This window comes from Labrys sp. WJW (assembly GCF_001676615.1).
GTDB lineage: Bacteria > Pseudomonadota > Alphaproteobacteria > Rhizobiales > Labraceae > Labrys > Labrys sedimenti.
In genome coordinates this window covers 182723-198406 of record NZ_LYXZ01000039.1, presented here as the reverse complement: position 1 = coordinate 198406, position 15684 = coordinate 182723, and the positions used below count along the sequence as shown (strand labels likewise).

At 65.2% G+C, this 15684-nt stretch carries 16 protein-coding genes; 14 read left to right on the top strand and 2 right to left on the bottom strand.

The annotated features are described in order from the left end of the window. The 6 genes from BA190_RS23425 (at nt 1) to coaA (ending at nt 4202) form a co-directional block, all read left to right on the top strand. Nucleotides 1–531: a DUF2628 domain-containing protein gene (locus BA190_RS23425; protein ID WP_068293060.1), complete on the top strand. Its 531-nt coding sequence runs from the start codon at nt 1–3 to the stop codon at nt 529–531. Further along, the gene (gene hisH, locus BA190_RS23420) at nt 528–1178 is read left to right on the top strand and encodes an imidazole glycerol phosphate synthase subunit HisH (protein WP_068293057.1); all 651 of its coding nucleotides are present in this window, start codon (nt 528–530) and stop codon (nt 1176–1178) included. Before BA190_RS23425 ends, hisH begins: the two co-directional genes overlap by 4 nt. Next, the gene (gene hisA, locus BA190_RS23415) at nt 1166–1906 is read left to right on the top strand and encodes a 1-(5-phosphoribosyl)-5-[(5-phosphoribosylamino)methylideneamino]imidazole-4-carboxamide isomerase (RefSeq protein WP_202908510.1); all 741 of its coding nucleotides are present in this window, start codon (nt 1166–1168) and stop codon (nt 1904–1906) included. Before hisH ends, hisA begins: the two co-directional genes overlap by 13 nt. 213 nt (nt 1907–2119) lie before the next feature. Continuing rightward, a complete protein-coding gene (gene hisF / locus BA190_RS23410) occupies nt 2120–2905 on the top strand; it encodes an imidazole glycerol phosphate synthase subunit HisF (RefSeq protein ID WP_068293054.1) in 786 nt (261 codons plus the stop codon). Continuing rightward, the gene (locus tag BA190_RS23405; protein ID WP_068293051.1) at nt 2902–3219 is read left to right on the top strand and encodes a phosphoribosyl-ATP diphosphatase; all 318 of its coding nucleotides are present in this window, start codon (nt 2902–2904) and stop codon (nt 3217–3219) included. The genes hisF and BA190_RS23405 overlap by 4 nt, the downstream gene beginning before the upstream one ends. A gap of 29 nt (nt 3220–3248) precedes the next feature. Continuing rightward, nucleotides 3249–4202 carry a type I pantothenate kinase gene (gene coaA / locus BA190_RS23400; RefSeq protein WP_082979986.1) on the top strand — a complete coding sequence of 318 codons (954 nt, stop codon included), beginning with the start codon at nt 3249–3251 and terminating at the stop codon, nt 4200–4202. A gap of 21 nt (nt 4203–4223) precedes the next feature. On the opposite strand, the gene BA190_RS23395 is transcribed toward coaA, so the two are convergent. After that, nucleotides 4224–5516 carry an MFS transporter gene (locus BA190_RS23395; protein WP_082979985.1) on the bottom strand — a complete coding sequence of 431 codons (1293 nt, stop codon included), beginning with the start codon at nt 5514–5516 and terminating at the stop codon, nt 4224–4226. A gap of 104 nt (nt 5517–5620) precedes the next feature. On the opposite strand from BA190_RS23395, the gene BA190_RS23390 reads away from it, so the two are divergent. The 7 genes from BA190_RS23390 to BA190_RS23360 all read left to right on the top strand — a co-directional run bounded on the left by BA190_RS23390 (nt 5621) and on the right by BA190_RS23360 (nt 13988). Continuing rightward, complete coding sequence (locus BA190_RS23390) at nt 5621–6514, top strand: LysR family transcriptional regulator (RefSeq protein ID WP_068293046.1); 894 nt, start codon at nt 5621–5623, stop codon at nt 6512–6514. Between the two features lie 131 nt (nt 6515–6645). Next, entirely contained in the window at nt 6646–8199 is a 1554-nt protein-coding gene (locus tag BA190_RS23385) for a Ppx/GppA family phosphatase (protein ID WP_082979984.1), read from the top strand. 306 nt (nt 8200–8505) lie between these two features. Beyond that, on the top strand, nt 8506–9735 hold the full coding sequence (locus BA190_RS23380) for an argininosuccinate synthase (protein ID WP_068293043.1): 1230 nt from the start codon (nt 8506–8508) through the stop codon (nt 9733–9735). A 386-nt stretch (nt 9736–10121) separates the two neighbouring features. Further along, on the top strand, nt 10122–11003 hold the full coding sequence (locus BA190_RS23375; RefSeq protein ID WP_371260379.1) for a substrate-binding domain-containing protein: 882 nt from the start codon (nt 10122–10124) through the stop codon (nt 11001–11003). A 259-nt stretch (nt 11004–11262) separates the two neighbouring features. Next, nucleotides 11263–12249: an ABC transporter permease gene (locus BA190_RS23370; RefSeq protein ID WP_068293038.1), complete on the top strand. Its 987-nt coding sequence runs from the start codon at nt 11263–11265 to the stop codon at nt 12247–12249. Nucleotides 12250–12252: 3 nt separating this feature from the next. Next, the gene (locus BA190_RS23365; protein WP_068293035.1) at nt 12253–13011 is read left to right on the top strand and encodes an ATP-binding cassette domain-containing protein; all 759 of its coding nucleotides are present in this window, start codon (nt 12253–12255) and stop codon (nt 13009–13011) included. Between the two features lie 230 nt (nt 13012–13241). Beyond that, nucleotides 13242–13988: an HAD-IIB family hydrolase gene (locus BA190_RS23360; protein WP_068293032.1), complete on the top strand. Its 747-nt coding sequence runs from the start codon at nt 13242–13244 to the stop codon at nt 13986–13988. Nucleotides 13989–14241: 253 nt separating this feature from the next. Here the strand turns inward: BA190_RS23360 and BA190_RS23355 are convergent, their stop codons facing one another. After that, entirely contained in the window at nt 14242–14622 is a 381-nt protein-coding gene (locus BA190_RS23355) for a hypothetical protein (protein ID WP_068293028.1), read from the bottom strand. A 149-nt stretch (nt 14623–14771) separates the two neighbouring features. On the opposite strand from BA190_RS23355, the gene BA190_RS23350 reads away from it, so the two are divergent. Then, a complete protein-coding gene (locus BA190_RS23350) occupies nt 14772–15527 on the top strand; it encodes an SDR family oxidoreductase (protein WP_068293025.1) in 756 nt (251 codons plus the stop codon). Nucleotides 15528–15684: the final 157 nt, after the last annotated feature.

Here is a 15684-nt window from a genome sequence, read left to right as displayed (position 1 = left end):
ATGCCGAGCTGGTTCGTTTTCGAGCCCGCCAAGACCGCTCCCGATACGCTGGAAGCCGCCGACAAGTCCGTCTTCGTCAAGGACGGCTTCAGCTTCGGCGCCTTTCTGGTCACGCCGGTGTGGCTGCTGTGGCGCAGGATGTGGCTGGTGTTCCTGGCCTGGCTGGGGCTGCAGGTGGCGCTCGCCGTGCTGACATCGACGTTCTCCCTGGACCAGCGCGCGGCCGGAATCGTCTCGCTCCTGGTCAGCCTCTGCTTTGCCCTGGAGGCCAACGCCCTGCGTGCCTGGACCATGCGCCGCCAGGGCTGGCGCTTCACAGGCATCGCCACCGGCCACACTCTCCAGGAAGCCGAACAGCGCCATTTCGAAGGGCGCTCCCTCGCCGCTCCGGCTGCCGCGAACCCGCCGACGGCAGGCACGCGTCCTCCCGGCCAGGAATTCCCCGGCCCCTGGTCCTCCGCCCTTGGTCGGAACAGCGGCTCGCCGAACGTGCTCGGCGTCTTTCCCGAACCGCATGGAACAAAACCTTGATCGCAACTATCATCGATTACGGCTCGGGCAATCTGCATTCCGCCCGCAAGGCCTTCGAACGCGCCGCAGCCGAAGCCGGTCTGTCCGTCGCCATCGAAGTGACCGATGATCCCGAGCGAGTGGCCGGCGCCGACCATGTCGTGCTGCCGGGCGTGGGCGCCTATGCCGATTGCAAGCGCGGCTTGACCGCCGTGCCCGGCATGATCGAGGCTCTCGGCCATGCCGTCACCACCAAGGGACGGCCCTTCCTCGGCATCTGCGTCGGCATGCAGCTGATGGCCGAGCGCGGGCTCGAATTCGAGACCACCGAGGGGCTGGGCTGGATCGGAGGCGACGTCAAGGCGATCCAGCCTCGGGACCCGGTCCTCAAGGTGCCGCATATGGGCTGGAACACACTGTCCGCCAGGCGCGAGCATGCCCTCCTTGCCGGCATTCCGACCGGTCCCTCCGGCCTGCATGCCTATTTCGTCCATTCCTATCATCTGGCGGCCGCCGATCCGGCCGACGTGATCGCGCAGGCCGACTATGGCGGCCCGGTCACGGCCATGGTCGGCCGCGCCAACATGGTGGGAACCCAGTTTCATCCCGAAAAGAGCCAGGCCCTCGGCCTGGCCCTGATCGCCAACTTCCTGCGGTGGCGCCCGTGATCCTCTTTCCTGCAATCGATCTCAAGGAAGGGCGCTGCGTGCGCCTCGTCCAGGGCGACATGGCCCAGGCCACCGTCTTCAACGACGATCCGGCCGAACAGGCGATCGCCTTCGAGGACATGGGCTTTTCCCACCTCCATGTCGTCGACCTCGACGGCGCCTTCGCCGGCAAGCCGATGAATTCGGCCGCCGTGGAACGCATCCTGGCCGCCTGCACCATGAAGGTGCAGCTCGGCGGCGGCATCCGCGACTTCACGACCGTGGCGGCCTGGCTCGACAAGGGCATCGCGCGGGTGATCATCGGCACGGCCGCGGTACGCGATCCCGCCTTCGTCAGGCAAGCCGCCAAGGCCTTCCCGGGGCAGATCGCCGTCGGCCTCGACGCGCGCGACGGCCTCGTCGCGGTCGAGGGCTGGGCCGAGGTTTCCACCGTGACCGCGGAGGAAATCGCCAAGCGCTTCGAGGACGCCGGCGTCTCGGCCATCATCTACACCAACATCGCGCGGGACGGCATGCTCAAGGGCATCGACTGGGACGGCACGCTGGCCCTGGCCCGGGCGGTCTCCATCCCGGTGATCGCCTCGGGCGGTCTTGCCTCGATCGCCGACGTCGAACGCCTGGTGCAGCCCGATGCCGCCCTGCTCGAAGGCGCCATCGCCGGCCGCGCGCTCTATGACCGCCGCCTCGACCCGCATGAGGCTCTCGCCCTGTTGAGCAGGGGGGCCTGAGAGGGCGGGTCATCCCGTGCGCAGTGCAGCACGCAGTGATGCGCTGCAGACACGGGACCGCGTGCTGAACGAGTTTCATTCTGGAAACGGTCCCGTGTCCGCGCCGCAACATTTCATGTTGCATCGCGCACGGGATGACCATCCTCTCGTGATTTTCCTCTATAATTCTGTCATGGTGCCACCAACGGCCCGCAATCTCGGTCAAGAAGGTCGATGCTCAAAGCCCGCGTGATCCCCTGCCTCGACGTCAAGGACGGCCGTGTCGTCAAGGGCGTGAATTTCGTCGATCTCGTCGATGCCGGAGATCCAGTCGAGAGCGCGCGTGCCTATGACGCGGCCGGCGCCGACGAATTGTGCTTCCTCGACATCGCCGCCACCCATGAGAACCGCGGCCTGCTGCTCGACGTGATCAGCCGCACCGCCGAGGCCTGCTTCATGCCGCTCACCGTCGGCGGCGGCGTGCGCGCGGTGGAGGACATCCGCCAGCTTCTCCTCGCCGGCGCCGACAAGGTCTCGATCAATTCGGCCGCGGTGGCCGACAGGCAGTTCGTGGCCCGTGCGGCCGAGAAGTTCGGCCAGCAATGCATCGTCGTCGCCATCGACGCCAAGAGGATCTCGAGCGGCGGCGAGCCCCCTCGCTGGGAGATCTTCACCCATGGCGGGCGCCGTCCGACCGGCATCGACGCCGTCGCCTTCGCCGAGGATGTCGTGCGGCTCGGTGCCGGCGAATTGCTGCTCACCTCGATGGACCGTGACGGCACCAAGATCGGCTTCGACCTCGATCTCACCCGCGCCATCGCCGACAGGGTCGGCGTGCCGGTGATCGCTTCGGGCGGCGTGGGCACGCTCGAGCATCTGGTCGAGGGGGTGCGTGACGGCCATGCCAGCGCGGTTCTCGCCGCCTCGATCTTCCATTTCGGCACCTTCTCGATCCGCGAGGCCAAGACCTATATGGCCAAGGCGGGCCTGCCGATGCGTCTCGACGGATTGGCAGCATGAGCTTTTCCTTGACCGATCTCGAAGCCCGGGTGGCCGAGCGGGCCAAGGCGCCGCCGGAGCAGTCCTGGACGGCCAAGCTGCTGGCCGGCGGGCCGCCGCGCGCCGCCAAGAAATTCGGGGAGGAGGCGGTGGAACTCGTCATCGCCCTTACCGAGGGCGAGGAAGGCCCGATCGTCGCCGAAGCCGCCGACGTGCTCTATCATTTGCTCGTCGGCCTCAAGGCCCGCAACATCCCGCTTGCTTCGGTCCTGCAGGAGCTCGAGCGGCGCACCGGCCAATCCGGCCTTGCCGAAAAAGCGTCCCGTCCTAGATGACGCCGATAGTTGAGGGGCAGGCAAACGCCATGGACCAGCTCGTGAAGTCGCCCGTGTCGCCCTATTCGGTGTTCACCCGCAGCGAATGGGCCAAGCTGCGGGCCGATACGCCGATGACCTTGACGGCGGCCGAGCTCGACCGCCTGCGCGCCCTCAACGACCCGGTCTCGCTGACCGACGTGGAAGAAATCTACCTGCCGCTGTCGCGCCTGCTCTCACTCTATGTCGCGGCGACGCAGGGTCTGCACCGCGCCACCCAGCGCTTTCTCGGCACCAGCCAGGGCAAGGTGCCCTATCTGATCGGCGTGGCCGGCTCGGTCGCGGTCGGCAAGTCGACCACCGCCCGCGTGCTGCGCCAATTGCTGACGCGCTGGCCCAACACGCCGAAGGTCGACCTGATCACCACGGACGGCTTCCTGTTTCCCAACGCCTTCCTGCGCGAACACGGGCTGATGGAGCGCAAGGGCTTCCCCGAAAGCTACGACACCCAGCGCCTGCTGCGCTTCCTGGCCGATATCAAGGCCGGCCAGGGCAAGGTTACGGCGCCGGTCTATTCCCACCTCGTCTACGACGTGGTGCCGGGCGAGATCGTCACGGTGGACCAGCCCGACATCCTGATCGTCGAAGGGCTCAATGTCTTGCAGCCGGCCCGCCTGCCCCGCGACGGCAAGGCGATCCCCTTCACCTCGGACTTCTTCGACTTCGCCATCTATCTCGATGCCGAAGTCGCGCTGCTCAGGCGCTGGTATGTCGAGCGCTTCATGACCCTGCGCGAGACGGCCTTCCGCAATCCGCTCTCCTTCTTCCGCAAATATGCCGACCTCACCGAGGCCGAAGCGCTGGAGACGGCCCTCGGCCTGTGGAGCCGGATCAACCAGCCCAATCTGATCGAGAACATCCTGCCGACCCGCCCGCGTGCCGACCTGATCCTGCGCAAGGGCGACAGCCACGACATCGAACAGGTCTCGCTCCGCAAGCTGTGACGGGCGGCAGAAGAGAGCCATTCAGCCTCGAGAGGCACCGCCCTCGGCCTGCTCCGTGAGAAAGGTGATGAGGGCGGCGGCGCCGAAGGCCGCGCCCACCGCGCATATGCCGGGCCAGCCCGCATGGACCCAGGCAAAGCCCGACAACCCCGCCCCCATCGACGTGCCGATGAAGAACAGGCCCGTGAAAAGGCCGTTGACGCGTCCACGCGCCTCCGGCCGCAACAGATTGATGGCACGCCGCCCCAGGGTCTGGTCGCCGACGACGCCGAGGTCGAGCAGAATCGCCGCGGCGGCCAAAGTCGCGAGCGCGCCATGGCAAGCCCCCGGCGATGCCCCGCGGGCCAGGATGTCGCCGCCGATCTCGGCCAGGACCATGGCGCCGATCACGGCGAGATGGGCGAGCAGGGTGGCGCCGCGTGTCCTCCCTCTGTCTCCTGCACGCCCGGCGAGTGGCGCCACCACGGCGCCGGCGGCGCCGGCCAGGGCGAACAGGGCGATGCCGGTCTGGCTGAGGCCGAAGGGAGCCTGGGCGAGACGAAGCGCTACCGACGTCCAGAACACGCCGAAGGCCACCATGCACAGCGCCTGATAGGCCGCACGCCGCCGCAACACGGGCTCCTGGCACAGGATCGTCCACAGCGATCCGATCAGCTGCACATAGCTCTCGGCGCCCGCCGGCTGGCGGCGTGGAACGACGAAAACCAGCATCGAGGCGAGGCCTGCGACGAGAACGGCAAGGCCACCATAAAACCAGCGCCAGCCGGCGACCTCTGCCACGAGACTGGCGGCCGGCCGCGAGACCAGAATACCGATCATCAGGCCGCTCATCACATTGCCGACGACCCGTCCACGATGGGTGGGCGAACTCAACTGCGCAGCGGCCGGCACCAGCATCTGGATGGCACTCGCCGCCACGCCGCAGACATAGCAAGCCGCCAGGAACAAGGCCGGTGTCGGCGCACAGGCGACCGCTGCCAGGGCAATCGCCTCGACCGCCAGCGTTGCAACGATCAGGCGCCGGTTTTCGACGATGTCGGCCAGCGGCACCAGGAGAAACAGGCCACTGGCATAACCGAGCAAGGTAAGCGTGGTGACGAATCCCGCCTCGCTCGCACCGAAACCGAAGGCAGGACCGATCAGGCCGATGAGCGGCTGTGAGGCAAAGAGGCCAAGCACGACGATCGCAACGGAGACAGCGAACAGGAGCGTGAGCCCGGCGGGCAGACCGGAAACCGGTTCGGCAGGCGTCGGTCCCGCCTTGGTTGCCGGAATGGAAGACGTCGAGATGGAAGAAGTCGAGATGGAAGACATGGGGGCCGTTTCCCGATGCGAGGATCGCCTTCGATTTTGCATCCATCCCATTGGAGTGATAATAGTTATTTTTATTGAATAATTATTCCATTTCTCGTGAGAATATGGCCAGCATCGAGCAATATGAAGCCTTCGTCGAAACGGTCGAGCGCGGCAGCCTCACGGCAGCCGCCCATCATCTGAACCGATCCCTGCAGGCCGTCAGCCGGGCGATCGCCTCGCTCGAAGAGGAACTGGGCGTCGAGCTCATCCGGCGAACGACGCGTCGCCTGCAGACGACGCCGACCGGAATGATCCTGCGCGAGCGCTTGCGCACGGCGCTGAAGGACATCGACGATGCCCGCTCGGAGGCCCGGCGCGAGGCGCAACGCATCGGAGGCCTGTTCCGCATCAGCACCTCGATCCATTTTGCCTCTCGCTTCGTGGTGCCGACCGCCGTGGCGTTTGCCCAGCGCTTTCCGGAAGTCGAGATCGAGTTTGTGCTCGACGACGCTCTCTCCCACCTGATCGAGGAGCGCCTGGACGTTGCGATCCGGGTCGGCGATCTCGGCGCTTCCAGCCTGCGGTCCCGACGAATTACGCAGCTTCGCCGTGTCATCGTGGCCGCCCCTGCCTATCTGATGCGGCACGGCCATCCCCGGACGCCCGCCGACCTCTCTACCCATCTATGCGTCATCCGTACCATCGGACCGGAGGGGGATGCCTGGCCATTCCTGGTCGACGGCCACCTTGTGCGCATCCCGGTCAAGGGACCCTTGAAATGCAACGATGCCGCTGCAGCCAATGCGGCCGTCCTTCTCGGTGCCGGCATCGGCATCGCACCGCTCTGGCAGGTGCGTCGCGAGATCGACGACGGCCAGCTGGACTTGCTTCTGACGGACTACGAGCCTCCGCCGACCCCGGTAAGCGCCGTCTGGCCGAGCAATGTCGGCACACCGGCGCGGACCCGTCTCTTCATCGAGATGCTCGCCCACCGGCTGACGGGCGAGCGGATCTGAGAAAGACGTCCCGCGATAGGCCACGTCCCGCCCACCGCGCGGATGGACGAAGCGGCCTGCATCCTCCATGATCCCCCATACGCAATTCTGGGACCAACACCAGATTCCCGGCATGCATTGGGGAGCGCTTCATGGGGACCAGCACCGGTACGGCAGCCGTTCATCGCCCACTCGAACTCGATCCGAAGCGGGCCGGGCGCCTCGATCGGGCGCATTACGGCATCATCGACATCGGCTCCAATTCGGTCCGCCTCGTGGTCTATGACCAGCTCGGTCGCGCCCCGCTGCCGCGCTTCAATGAAAAATCGCTCTGCCGTCTCGGCGAAGGCCTGGCCCAGACCGGGCTGATCTCCGTCGAGGGGTTCCGTCGGACGGTCGAGGCCGTGCGGCGTTTTCGCGCCGTGGCCGATGCCATGGGCGTTGCCCGTCTCGATGCCACCGCCACGGAGGCGGTGCGCCGGGCCGAGAACGGCAAGGATCTTGTCGAGGCCATCCGGACGGAGGCGGGGGTCGACGTGCGCATCCTCAGCGGCGCCGAAGAGGCCCGATTTGCGGCGCTCGGCGTCATCTCCGGCTTCCACCGTCCCGCCGGCATCGTCGGCGACATGGGCGGGGGCAGCCTGGAACTGGCCGCCGCCCTGGATGACCGGGTCGGCGAGGACTGGGTCAGTTTTCCCCTGGGAGCCCTGCCGGTCGAGGCGCTGATGCAGGGCCCGGACGATGCGAAACGGCGTATCGATGCGCTGCTGAAGGACAAGACGCCCGCCCCCTTCCTGAAGCAGCCGATCTTCTTTGCGGTCGGCGGCGGCTGGCGGACCTTTGCCAAGGCCCATATGGCGACGCATGCCGCGCCGGTTCCCGTGGTGCATGGCTATCGCATCCCGGCGAGCGAGGCCCGCGCCTTTGCCAAGACATTGCTGCGCCTGCCCCTCGCCAAGATCGCCGAATTGCCGGGCATATCGCGCCGGCGCGCACGCACCATGCCCGCTGCCGCCCTGGTGCTGGACCGCGTGCTCAAATATCTGGCGCCGGACGAGGTGGTGTTCTCCGCCCTCGGCCTGCGGGAGGGCTGGCTCTATTCGCAGCTCGACGCCGAGGAGCGCTACCTCGACCCGCTGGTCGAGGGCGCCCAGTTGATCGGACTGCCCGGCTCGCGCGTGCCCGACTTTCCGCCGGCCCTGGTCGCCTGGACCGACGGCCTCTATGCGGATGAAAGCCCGGCCGAAAAGCGCCTGCGCGTGACCTTGTGCGCCCTCTCGGATCTGGGCTGGCGCGACCACCCCGACATCCGGGCCGAGGAAAGCCACCGCCGCGTGCTGCAATTTCCCTTCATCGGCCTGGACCATGGCGAGCGAGCCTTCCTCGCCGTTGCGCTTCATGCCCGCCATGCCGGCCGGCTCGATGCACCCTACCTGGCGGGAGCGCTGAAACTACTATCGCCGGCCGATCGCCGCCGCGCTGAAATCCTCGGACGCGCTTTGCTGGTGGCCTACCGCCTGTCCGGCGGCACGCCGGCCGTGCTGGCGAACTCTCGCCTGTCGATCGGTTCGAACCGGTTGCGCCTGGAGGTCAGCCGTTCGGCTCGCGTGCCGGACAGCGAAGCGGTGAGCGAGCGCCTGTCCCTGCTGGCCGCCGCTGCAGGGGTCAAGTTCTCCGAGATCACCGAGCTTGCCGAGGAGGCCTGACTTTCGGAGAGCGCCGGCGACTGGACCATCGACGGCAATATGCGCGATAGCCGGCGTCGGAGGGCCGATCCTGCTCCATTTCTCGATGAAGCTGAGGAGATCGCCCCTCCTTGTTCCGCGCCTTTCGGCGTGGACACTTCAAGGACCTTGCTGTCATCCATCAGTTTTCTTGACTGGCACGCTCCGGACAGGCCGCCTAGAAAGCGCTCGCCATGCTTGTCTTGTCGCACCGGCTGACTATAGTCGCGCGCGATTTTCGTCGCCGGGTTCCTCGCCCGGTGCCAATCCCAACCCGAAGGCTCTTTGATGTCCAAATCCGTCAAGAAGGTGGTGCTCGCCTATTCCGGTGGCCTCGACACCTCGATCATCCTGAAATGGCTGCAGACCACCTATAATTGCGAGGTCGTCACCTTCACGGCCGATCTCGGCCAGGGCGAGGAATTGGAGCCGGCGCGCCAGAAGGCGCTGCTGCTCGGCATCAAGCCGGAAAACATCTACATCGAGGACCTGCGCGAGGAATTCGTGCGCGACTACGTCTTCCCGATGTTCCGCGCCAATGCCCAGTATGAGGGTGTCTACCTGCTCGGTACCTCGATCGCCCGCCCGCTGATCGCCAAGAAGCAGATCGAGATCGCCGAGAAGGTCGGCGCCGACGCCGTCTGCCATGGCGCCACCGGCAAGGGCAACGACCAGGTCCGCTTCGAGCTCGGCTATTATGCCCTCAAGCCCGACGTCACCATCATCGCCCCCTGGCGCGAATGGGACCTGCGCTCGCGCGAGGCCCTGATCAAGTTCGCCGAAGAGCACCAGATCCCGATCGCCAAGGACAAGCGCGGCGAGGCGCCTTTCTCCGTCGACGCCAACCTGTTGCACTGCTCCTCCGAGGGCAAGGTGCTGGAGGATCCGGCGATCGAGGTGCCGGACTATGTCTATTCGCGCACGGTCAATCCGGAAGATGCGCCTGATACCCCGACTATCATCACGATCGACTTCGAGAAGGGCGATGCCGTCGCCATCGACGGCGTGAAGATGAGCCCGGCCACCTTGCTCACCAAGCTCAACGAGCTCGGGCGCATCAACGGCATCGGCCGTCTCGACCTGGTCGAGAATCGCTTCGTCGGCATGAAGTCGCGCGGCATGTATGAGACGCCCGGCGGCACCATCCTGCTGCCCGCCCACCGCGCCATCGAGAGCATCACGCTCGACCGCGGTGCCGCCCATCTCAAGGATGAGCTGATGCCGAAATATGCCGAGCTCATTTATAACGGCTTCTGGTTCTCGCCCGAGCGCGAGATGCTGCAGGCCCTGATCGACAAGAGCCAGGAAGCGGTGACCGGCTCGGTGCGCCTCAAGCTCTACAAGGGCGGCGTGCATGTCATCGGCCGCGAGAGCCCCAACTCGCTCTACAGCCAGGACCTCGTCACCTTCGAGGAGGGCGCCGTCGCCTATGACCACCGCGACGCGGCCGGTTTCATCAAGCTCAACGCCCTGCGCCTGCGCACGCTGGGCAGCCGCAAGCGCAAGCTGGGCGTCTGATCCGGTTCGCATCCGAATTTAGAGTCTATTGCCGCCCTTCCCTCTCCAGGGAAGGGCTTTTTGTTGGCCAAAGCGCTTCAGATCGAGAGAACTCAAGCTTACCTGGACCACACCATGTTAATTTTGATGCGCCGCAGCAAATAATTTCCGCATCGCAAGATAATTCCCTGAAGTAAAATAGAGCCGTTTCTTTCGATCGCCCCGACGAATGCTCCGCAATGACGCGATCTCATATCAAAGATCGCATTGATTAATCGTATTACAATTGCCATGATCGCGCCCGTTGGTCCTCCAGAGACCCGGAACACGAGCAAGGCACTCCCATGATCAGGAAATTCGTCTTGGCCGTTGCCGGCGCGATAATGGCGCTGGCAGCCTCCCTCCCGATGGCGCAGGCCGCCCCGAAGACCTTCTACTGGATATCCCATGGCGGCCCGGCCGACCCGGTCTGGACCTATTTCCTGGCAGGCGCCAAGCAATGGGCCAGCGACACCGGCAATACGGTCAACACCTCCTTCCACAATGGCGACGTGGCTTCGCACCAGGAGGCCGTGCGCGCAGCGATCGCGGCAGGAGCGGCCGGCATCGTCACCACCAGCCCGGATCCCGGCAGCCTGATCAAGGTGGTCGATGAAGCCAACGCCAAGAAGATTCCGATCATCAATTTCAACACGCCCGACCCGCAGGCCAAATTCGGTGCCTATGTCGGCGGTGACAACGTCAAGTTCGGTGCGGCCTGGGCCCAATATCTGGTCGACAAGAAGCTGGTGAAATCAGGCGACTTCGTCTGGATGCCGGTGGAAATTCCCGGCGCCACCTATGGCGTGCAGGAGGAGCAGGGCATTTCCAGCGTGTTCAAGCCGCTCGGCATCACCTGGGAAGTCACCGAGGCGACGCTCGACCAGGCCGAGGTCATCTCGCGCATGACCGACTACCTCACCACCAACCGCAAGAAGATCAAGGCGATCATCGGCCTGGGCGACCTCGTCACCGGCTCTATCAAGCGGGTGTTCGACCAGGTCGGCGTCAAGCCCGGCGAAATCCCGGTCATCGGCTGGGGCAATTCGCTCGACACCACCCAGGAAGTGCTGAACGGCTACGTCAATGCCGGGCAATGGCAGGATCCGCAGGCGACCAGCTATATCGCGCTGTCGATGGCGGCCATGGCTTCCAGCGGCATCCGCCCCGGCTTCAACGTCATCACCGGCGCGCTCTACGAGAAGGATAACGCCCAGATGTATGACGATATCCTGAGCGGCAAGAAATAGGGCACTCACAGGCGCTGGCGGCCGGAAATGTCTGTCCAGCGCGGCGGCCTCTTTTGATATCGTAGGAGGCACGGACCTTTGTCATGCCCGGGCTTGACCCGGGCATCCAGGGAGCGGTTCGCCATCCGCCGCCAAGACTGGATTGCCGGGTCAAGCCTGGCAATGACAAAGGTTGAGCGAAGTCCGAAATCATTGGGCTGAGCACCTCCCTCAAAGCGCCCCTTCCGCACCTGCCTCCACCACCGGCCAAGGAATTCTCGTGGAACAACACTCCCTGCTCCAGCGCGCGATCGCACGGCCCGAATTCGGCCCTTTCGTGCTCCTGGTCGTCGAACTCGCCATCTTCGGCGGCATCAATCCCGATTTCCTCTCCGCGGACAATCTCAGCAACATCCTGGCCTTCACCGTCGAGCTCGGCCTGATCGCCCTGGCGATGACGCTCTTGATGACCTCGGGCGAGTTCGACCTTTCGGTCGGCTCGCTCTTCGGCTTCTCGCCGGTGCTGATGTGGACGCTGTTCAATTCCGGCGCCACCCCTCTCTGGGTAGCCTTCCTGATCGCCCTCGTCGTCGCGGCGCTGATCGGCTGGGTGAACGGCCTCTTCGTCACCAGGCTGAAGATCCCGTCCTTCCTGGTCACGCTCGGCATGCTGCTGGTGGTGCGCGGCACGGCCCTCTTCGTCACCAACGGCTTTCCTCAGCGCACCTGGAACGCGGGCGACCAGCCGCTCGCCGACATCCTGGTCGGCACCTTCTATATCGGCGGCTTCCGCGTCTACATGTCCCTGCTCTGGTTCGCCATCGCCGCGATCGTGCTCGGCTATGTGCTGACCAAGACCAAGGCCGGCAACTGGATCCAGGCGGCGGGCGGCAATCCCAATGCGGCGCGGGCGCGCGGCGTCAATGTCGATGCCACCAAGGTCTGGCTGTTCATCCTGTGCTCGGTGCTCTCGACGCTCGCCGGTATCATCTCCTCGATCCGCACCTCCTCGGCCAATCCCAATTCCGGCACGGGCTATGAACTGGAGGTGATCGCCATGGTGGTGATCGGCGGCACCGCGCTCACCGGCGGCCGCGGCACCATCATCGGCACGGTGCTCGGCATCTTCATCCTGCGCGTGATGCGCAACGGCATCGTGCTGATCGGCGTGCCGGGCCTGGCCTACAACATCTTCATCGGCGCGATCATCCTGGGGATGATGGCACTGCATTCATGGCTCGACCGCCGGCACCAGGAAGGGAGGTGAGCGATGGCTGAGACCCAAGAAGAACTCATCCGCATGCAGAACATCGCCAAGTCCTATGGCCGCATCCGCGCCATCGAGGGCGTCACGCTCACGGTGAACAGGCGCGAGATCGTCGGGTTGCTCGGCGACAACGGGGCGGGGAAGTCGACCCTGATCAAGATCCTTTCGGGTGCCGTCTCCGCCACCTCCGGCGACATCTTCGTCCGCGGCAAGAAGGTGGCGATGCGCTCGACCACCGACGCGATCGCTGAGGGCATCGAGACGATCTACCAGGATTCAGCCCTGGTCCCGCAGCTCTCGATCGCCCGCAACCTCTTCCTCGGACGCGAGCCGATCAAGGGACCGCGCTTCCTCAACCGCCTCGACCAGGCCAAGATGAACGAGGTGGCGACCACGCTCTTGAAAAGGGTCGGCATCTCCAAGAACATCGCGCCGACCACACCGATCGGCTCGCTTTCCGGCGGCGAACGCCAGGCGGTGGCCATCGCCCGCGCCATGCATTTCGACAGCGATCTCATCATTCTCGACGAGCCCACCAACAATCTGGGCGTGGCGGAGACTCAAGGCGTCCTGAATTTCGTGCGTAATGCCCGCAGTTCCGGCCATTCCTGCATCTTCATCGCCCACAACATCCACCATGTCTTCCAGGTGGTCGACCGCATCGTCGTCATGCGCCGCGGCCGGGTCGTCGCCGACGACATCGACCCCAAGCAGACCAGCGTGGAGGCGGTGGAGCGGGTGATCACCGGCATGGATCATTGAAGACCGACCGACCCTCTTCCTGGGACCACCAGCATCCTGCTGGCTCTTTGGTGCAGCGGCCGTTCGTCTGAGGGAAGAGCCAGCAGGATGCTGGCGGTCCCAGGGAAGGATGCATTGTGGCGTCTGCCCCGAAAGGGTGAGCCCGGCTGTACAATCGTAGAATGGCGCATCCGGCCAACTCGTCTATAACGGCCGGACTCTTTCCTTCCCCAGGGACATTGAAGCTCGTCATGAAGAAACTCGTCATTTTCGATCTCGACGGCACGCTTGCCAAGAGCAAATCGGCCATCGATGCCGAGATGGCCGCCCTGCTGGGCCAGCTTCTCACCGTTGCCCAGGTCGCCGTGATCTCCGGTGGCGACTGGCCGCAATTCGAAAAGCAGTTCCTCGCCAATCTGCCCGCCGGCGACCGCTTCGACCGGCTGCATCTGCTGCCGACCTGCGGCACGAAGTTCTTCCATTACGAGGGGGGTAGCTGGGTTCCGGTCTACCGCGAGGACCTGTCGGCGGACGACAAGCAACGCATCATCGCTGCGCTAGAGGCGGCTTTCGAGCAGGCGGGCTTCAAGCCGGAGCGGATCTGGGGCGAGCGTATCGAGGATCGCGGCAGCCAGATCACCATGTCCGCGCTCGGCCAGGAAGCACCGCTCGAGGCCAAGCACAGCTGGGATCCCGATTTCAAGAAGCGCACCATCCTGAAAACCTATCTCGACAAGTCGATCCCGGACTTCTCGGTGCGCATGGGCGGCGCCACCTCGATCGACGTGACCCGGCAGGGCATCGACAAGGCCTATGGCATCGCCAAGCTGCGCGACCGGCTTGGCATCGCCATCGAGGAGATGATCTTCGCGGGTGATGCACTGTTCCCGGGCGGCAACGACTATGCGGCCAAGGAGGCCGGCGTCGACTCGATCCGCGTCAGGGATCCGGAGGAGACCAAGAGGGTGATCGAGACCATCATCGCCTGCCTGGGGTGAAAAGATCGGGACCGCTTCATTACGGCATGCGCTCGCGACTCGGTAAAGCGCGCCCTATCCCTCCCCGACTTCGGGGAGGGTGGACCGGCGTAGCCGGGCCGGGTGGGGGAGAGTGGCGCAGGTCGTCAGGCAGTATTGTCTTGTTCCGCACCACTCTCCCCTTCCGTCGCTGCTGCGCAGCGCCACCTTCCCCGAAACCGGGGAAGGATTTCTGCGCCATATCCTGAAACGCCTCTCTTTCACCGAGCGATCATCACCGCTCCCGCCGCCCCGCAACATGCTTCTCCAGCGCCGCCGCGACCTTGCTGGCGCCGTAGCAGCGGAAGCGGAACGTGCCCTCGTCATGCTCGACGGCCACGATGCCGGTGACCCAGCCAAATTCACGTGAGGCCTTGCGTATGGTGGTCATCGGAATGTGGACGGGCTGCAGGCCGGTATGAAAGGCCTTGTTCAGGCCATTGGCGGCGAAGGACAGCCCTTCCGGCGTGATCTCGACGCGACCGCCGACCCACAGGCCTCCCGCCTTGCGGCTCATGCGATCGACAGTGTTGACCACGACACCAGGCACCCGTTTCGAAGGCATCGCATCGGGAATGAGAGCGTTGCAAAGCTTGCGGATGTGAAGATCTGACATGTTGGCTCTCTTGAAGGCTCGCCCTATCCGAAAATTCCGATTAGAGATATTTGTCTGACAACGGAAGCAACTGCCTGTCACGCCTAACCCGCCTGGCCGGGTGGCACTGCGCGTTGCAGCACAAATCGAATTGGAATCGGGAGGAACCCATGTCGGGTCAAGGAAAGATCGCCATCGTCACGGGCGCCGCCAGCGGCATCGGCAAGGCCGTCGCGCACGCGCTGCTGGCCGATGGCTGGTCTGTCGTCTTTACGGGGCGACGCAAGGAGGCTCTGGAAGCCGCCATCGCCGAAAGCCCGCAGGCGGCCTCTGCCCGCGCCATCGCCTCCGACGTCACCGATCCCGCTTCGGTCGCCGCGCTGTTCGATGCCACCGTCGCCGCGCTGGGGCGCGTGGACCTCGTCTTCAACAATGCCGGCACCATCGCGCCCGGCGTGCCGATCGAGGACCTGCCCTTCGAACAATGGAAGGCGGTGATCGACACCAACGTCACCGGCGTGTTCCTGTGCACCAAGGAGGCCTTCCGCGTGATGAAGGCGCAGGAGCCGCGGGGTGGGCGCATCATCAACAATGGCTCGATCTCGGCCACGGCGCCGCGCCCGAATTCGGCACCCTACACGGCCTCCAAGCATGCGGTCACCGGCCTGACCAAATCCTCCTCGCTCGATGGGCGCAAATATGACATCGCCTGCGGCCAGATCGACATCGGCAACACGCTGACGCCGATGGCGTCCAAGATGCCGGGCGGCGTGCCGCAGGCCGACGGCTCGATCAAGCCCGAGCCGACCTTCGACGTGAAGCATGTCGCCGATGCGGTGGTCTACATGGCCGGCCTGCCGCTCGAGGCCAATGTGCAGTTTATGACGGTGATGGCGACCAAGATGCCGCTGGTCGGCCGCGGCTGAGCGGGGGATCCGGGTGCGCAGGTAGTCTACCCAGACGCACCGATCTTGCCGGCAAGGCGTCTGAAGCACGGTGTGCCGATCTCCAGATCGGCACCACCCCCTTGCCGGTGAGCGCTTTGGCGCGAGAATGCCGATCTGGAGATCGGCACACCGAAAA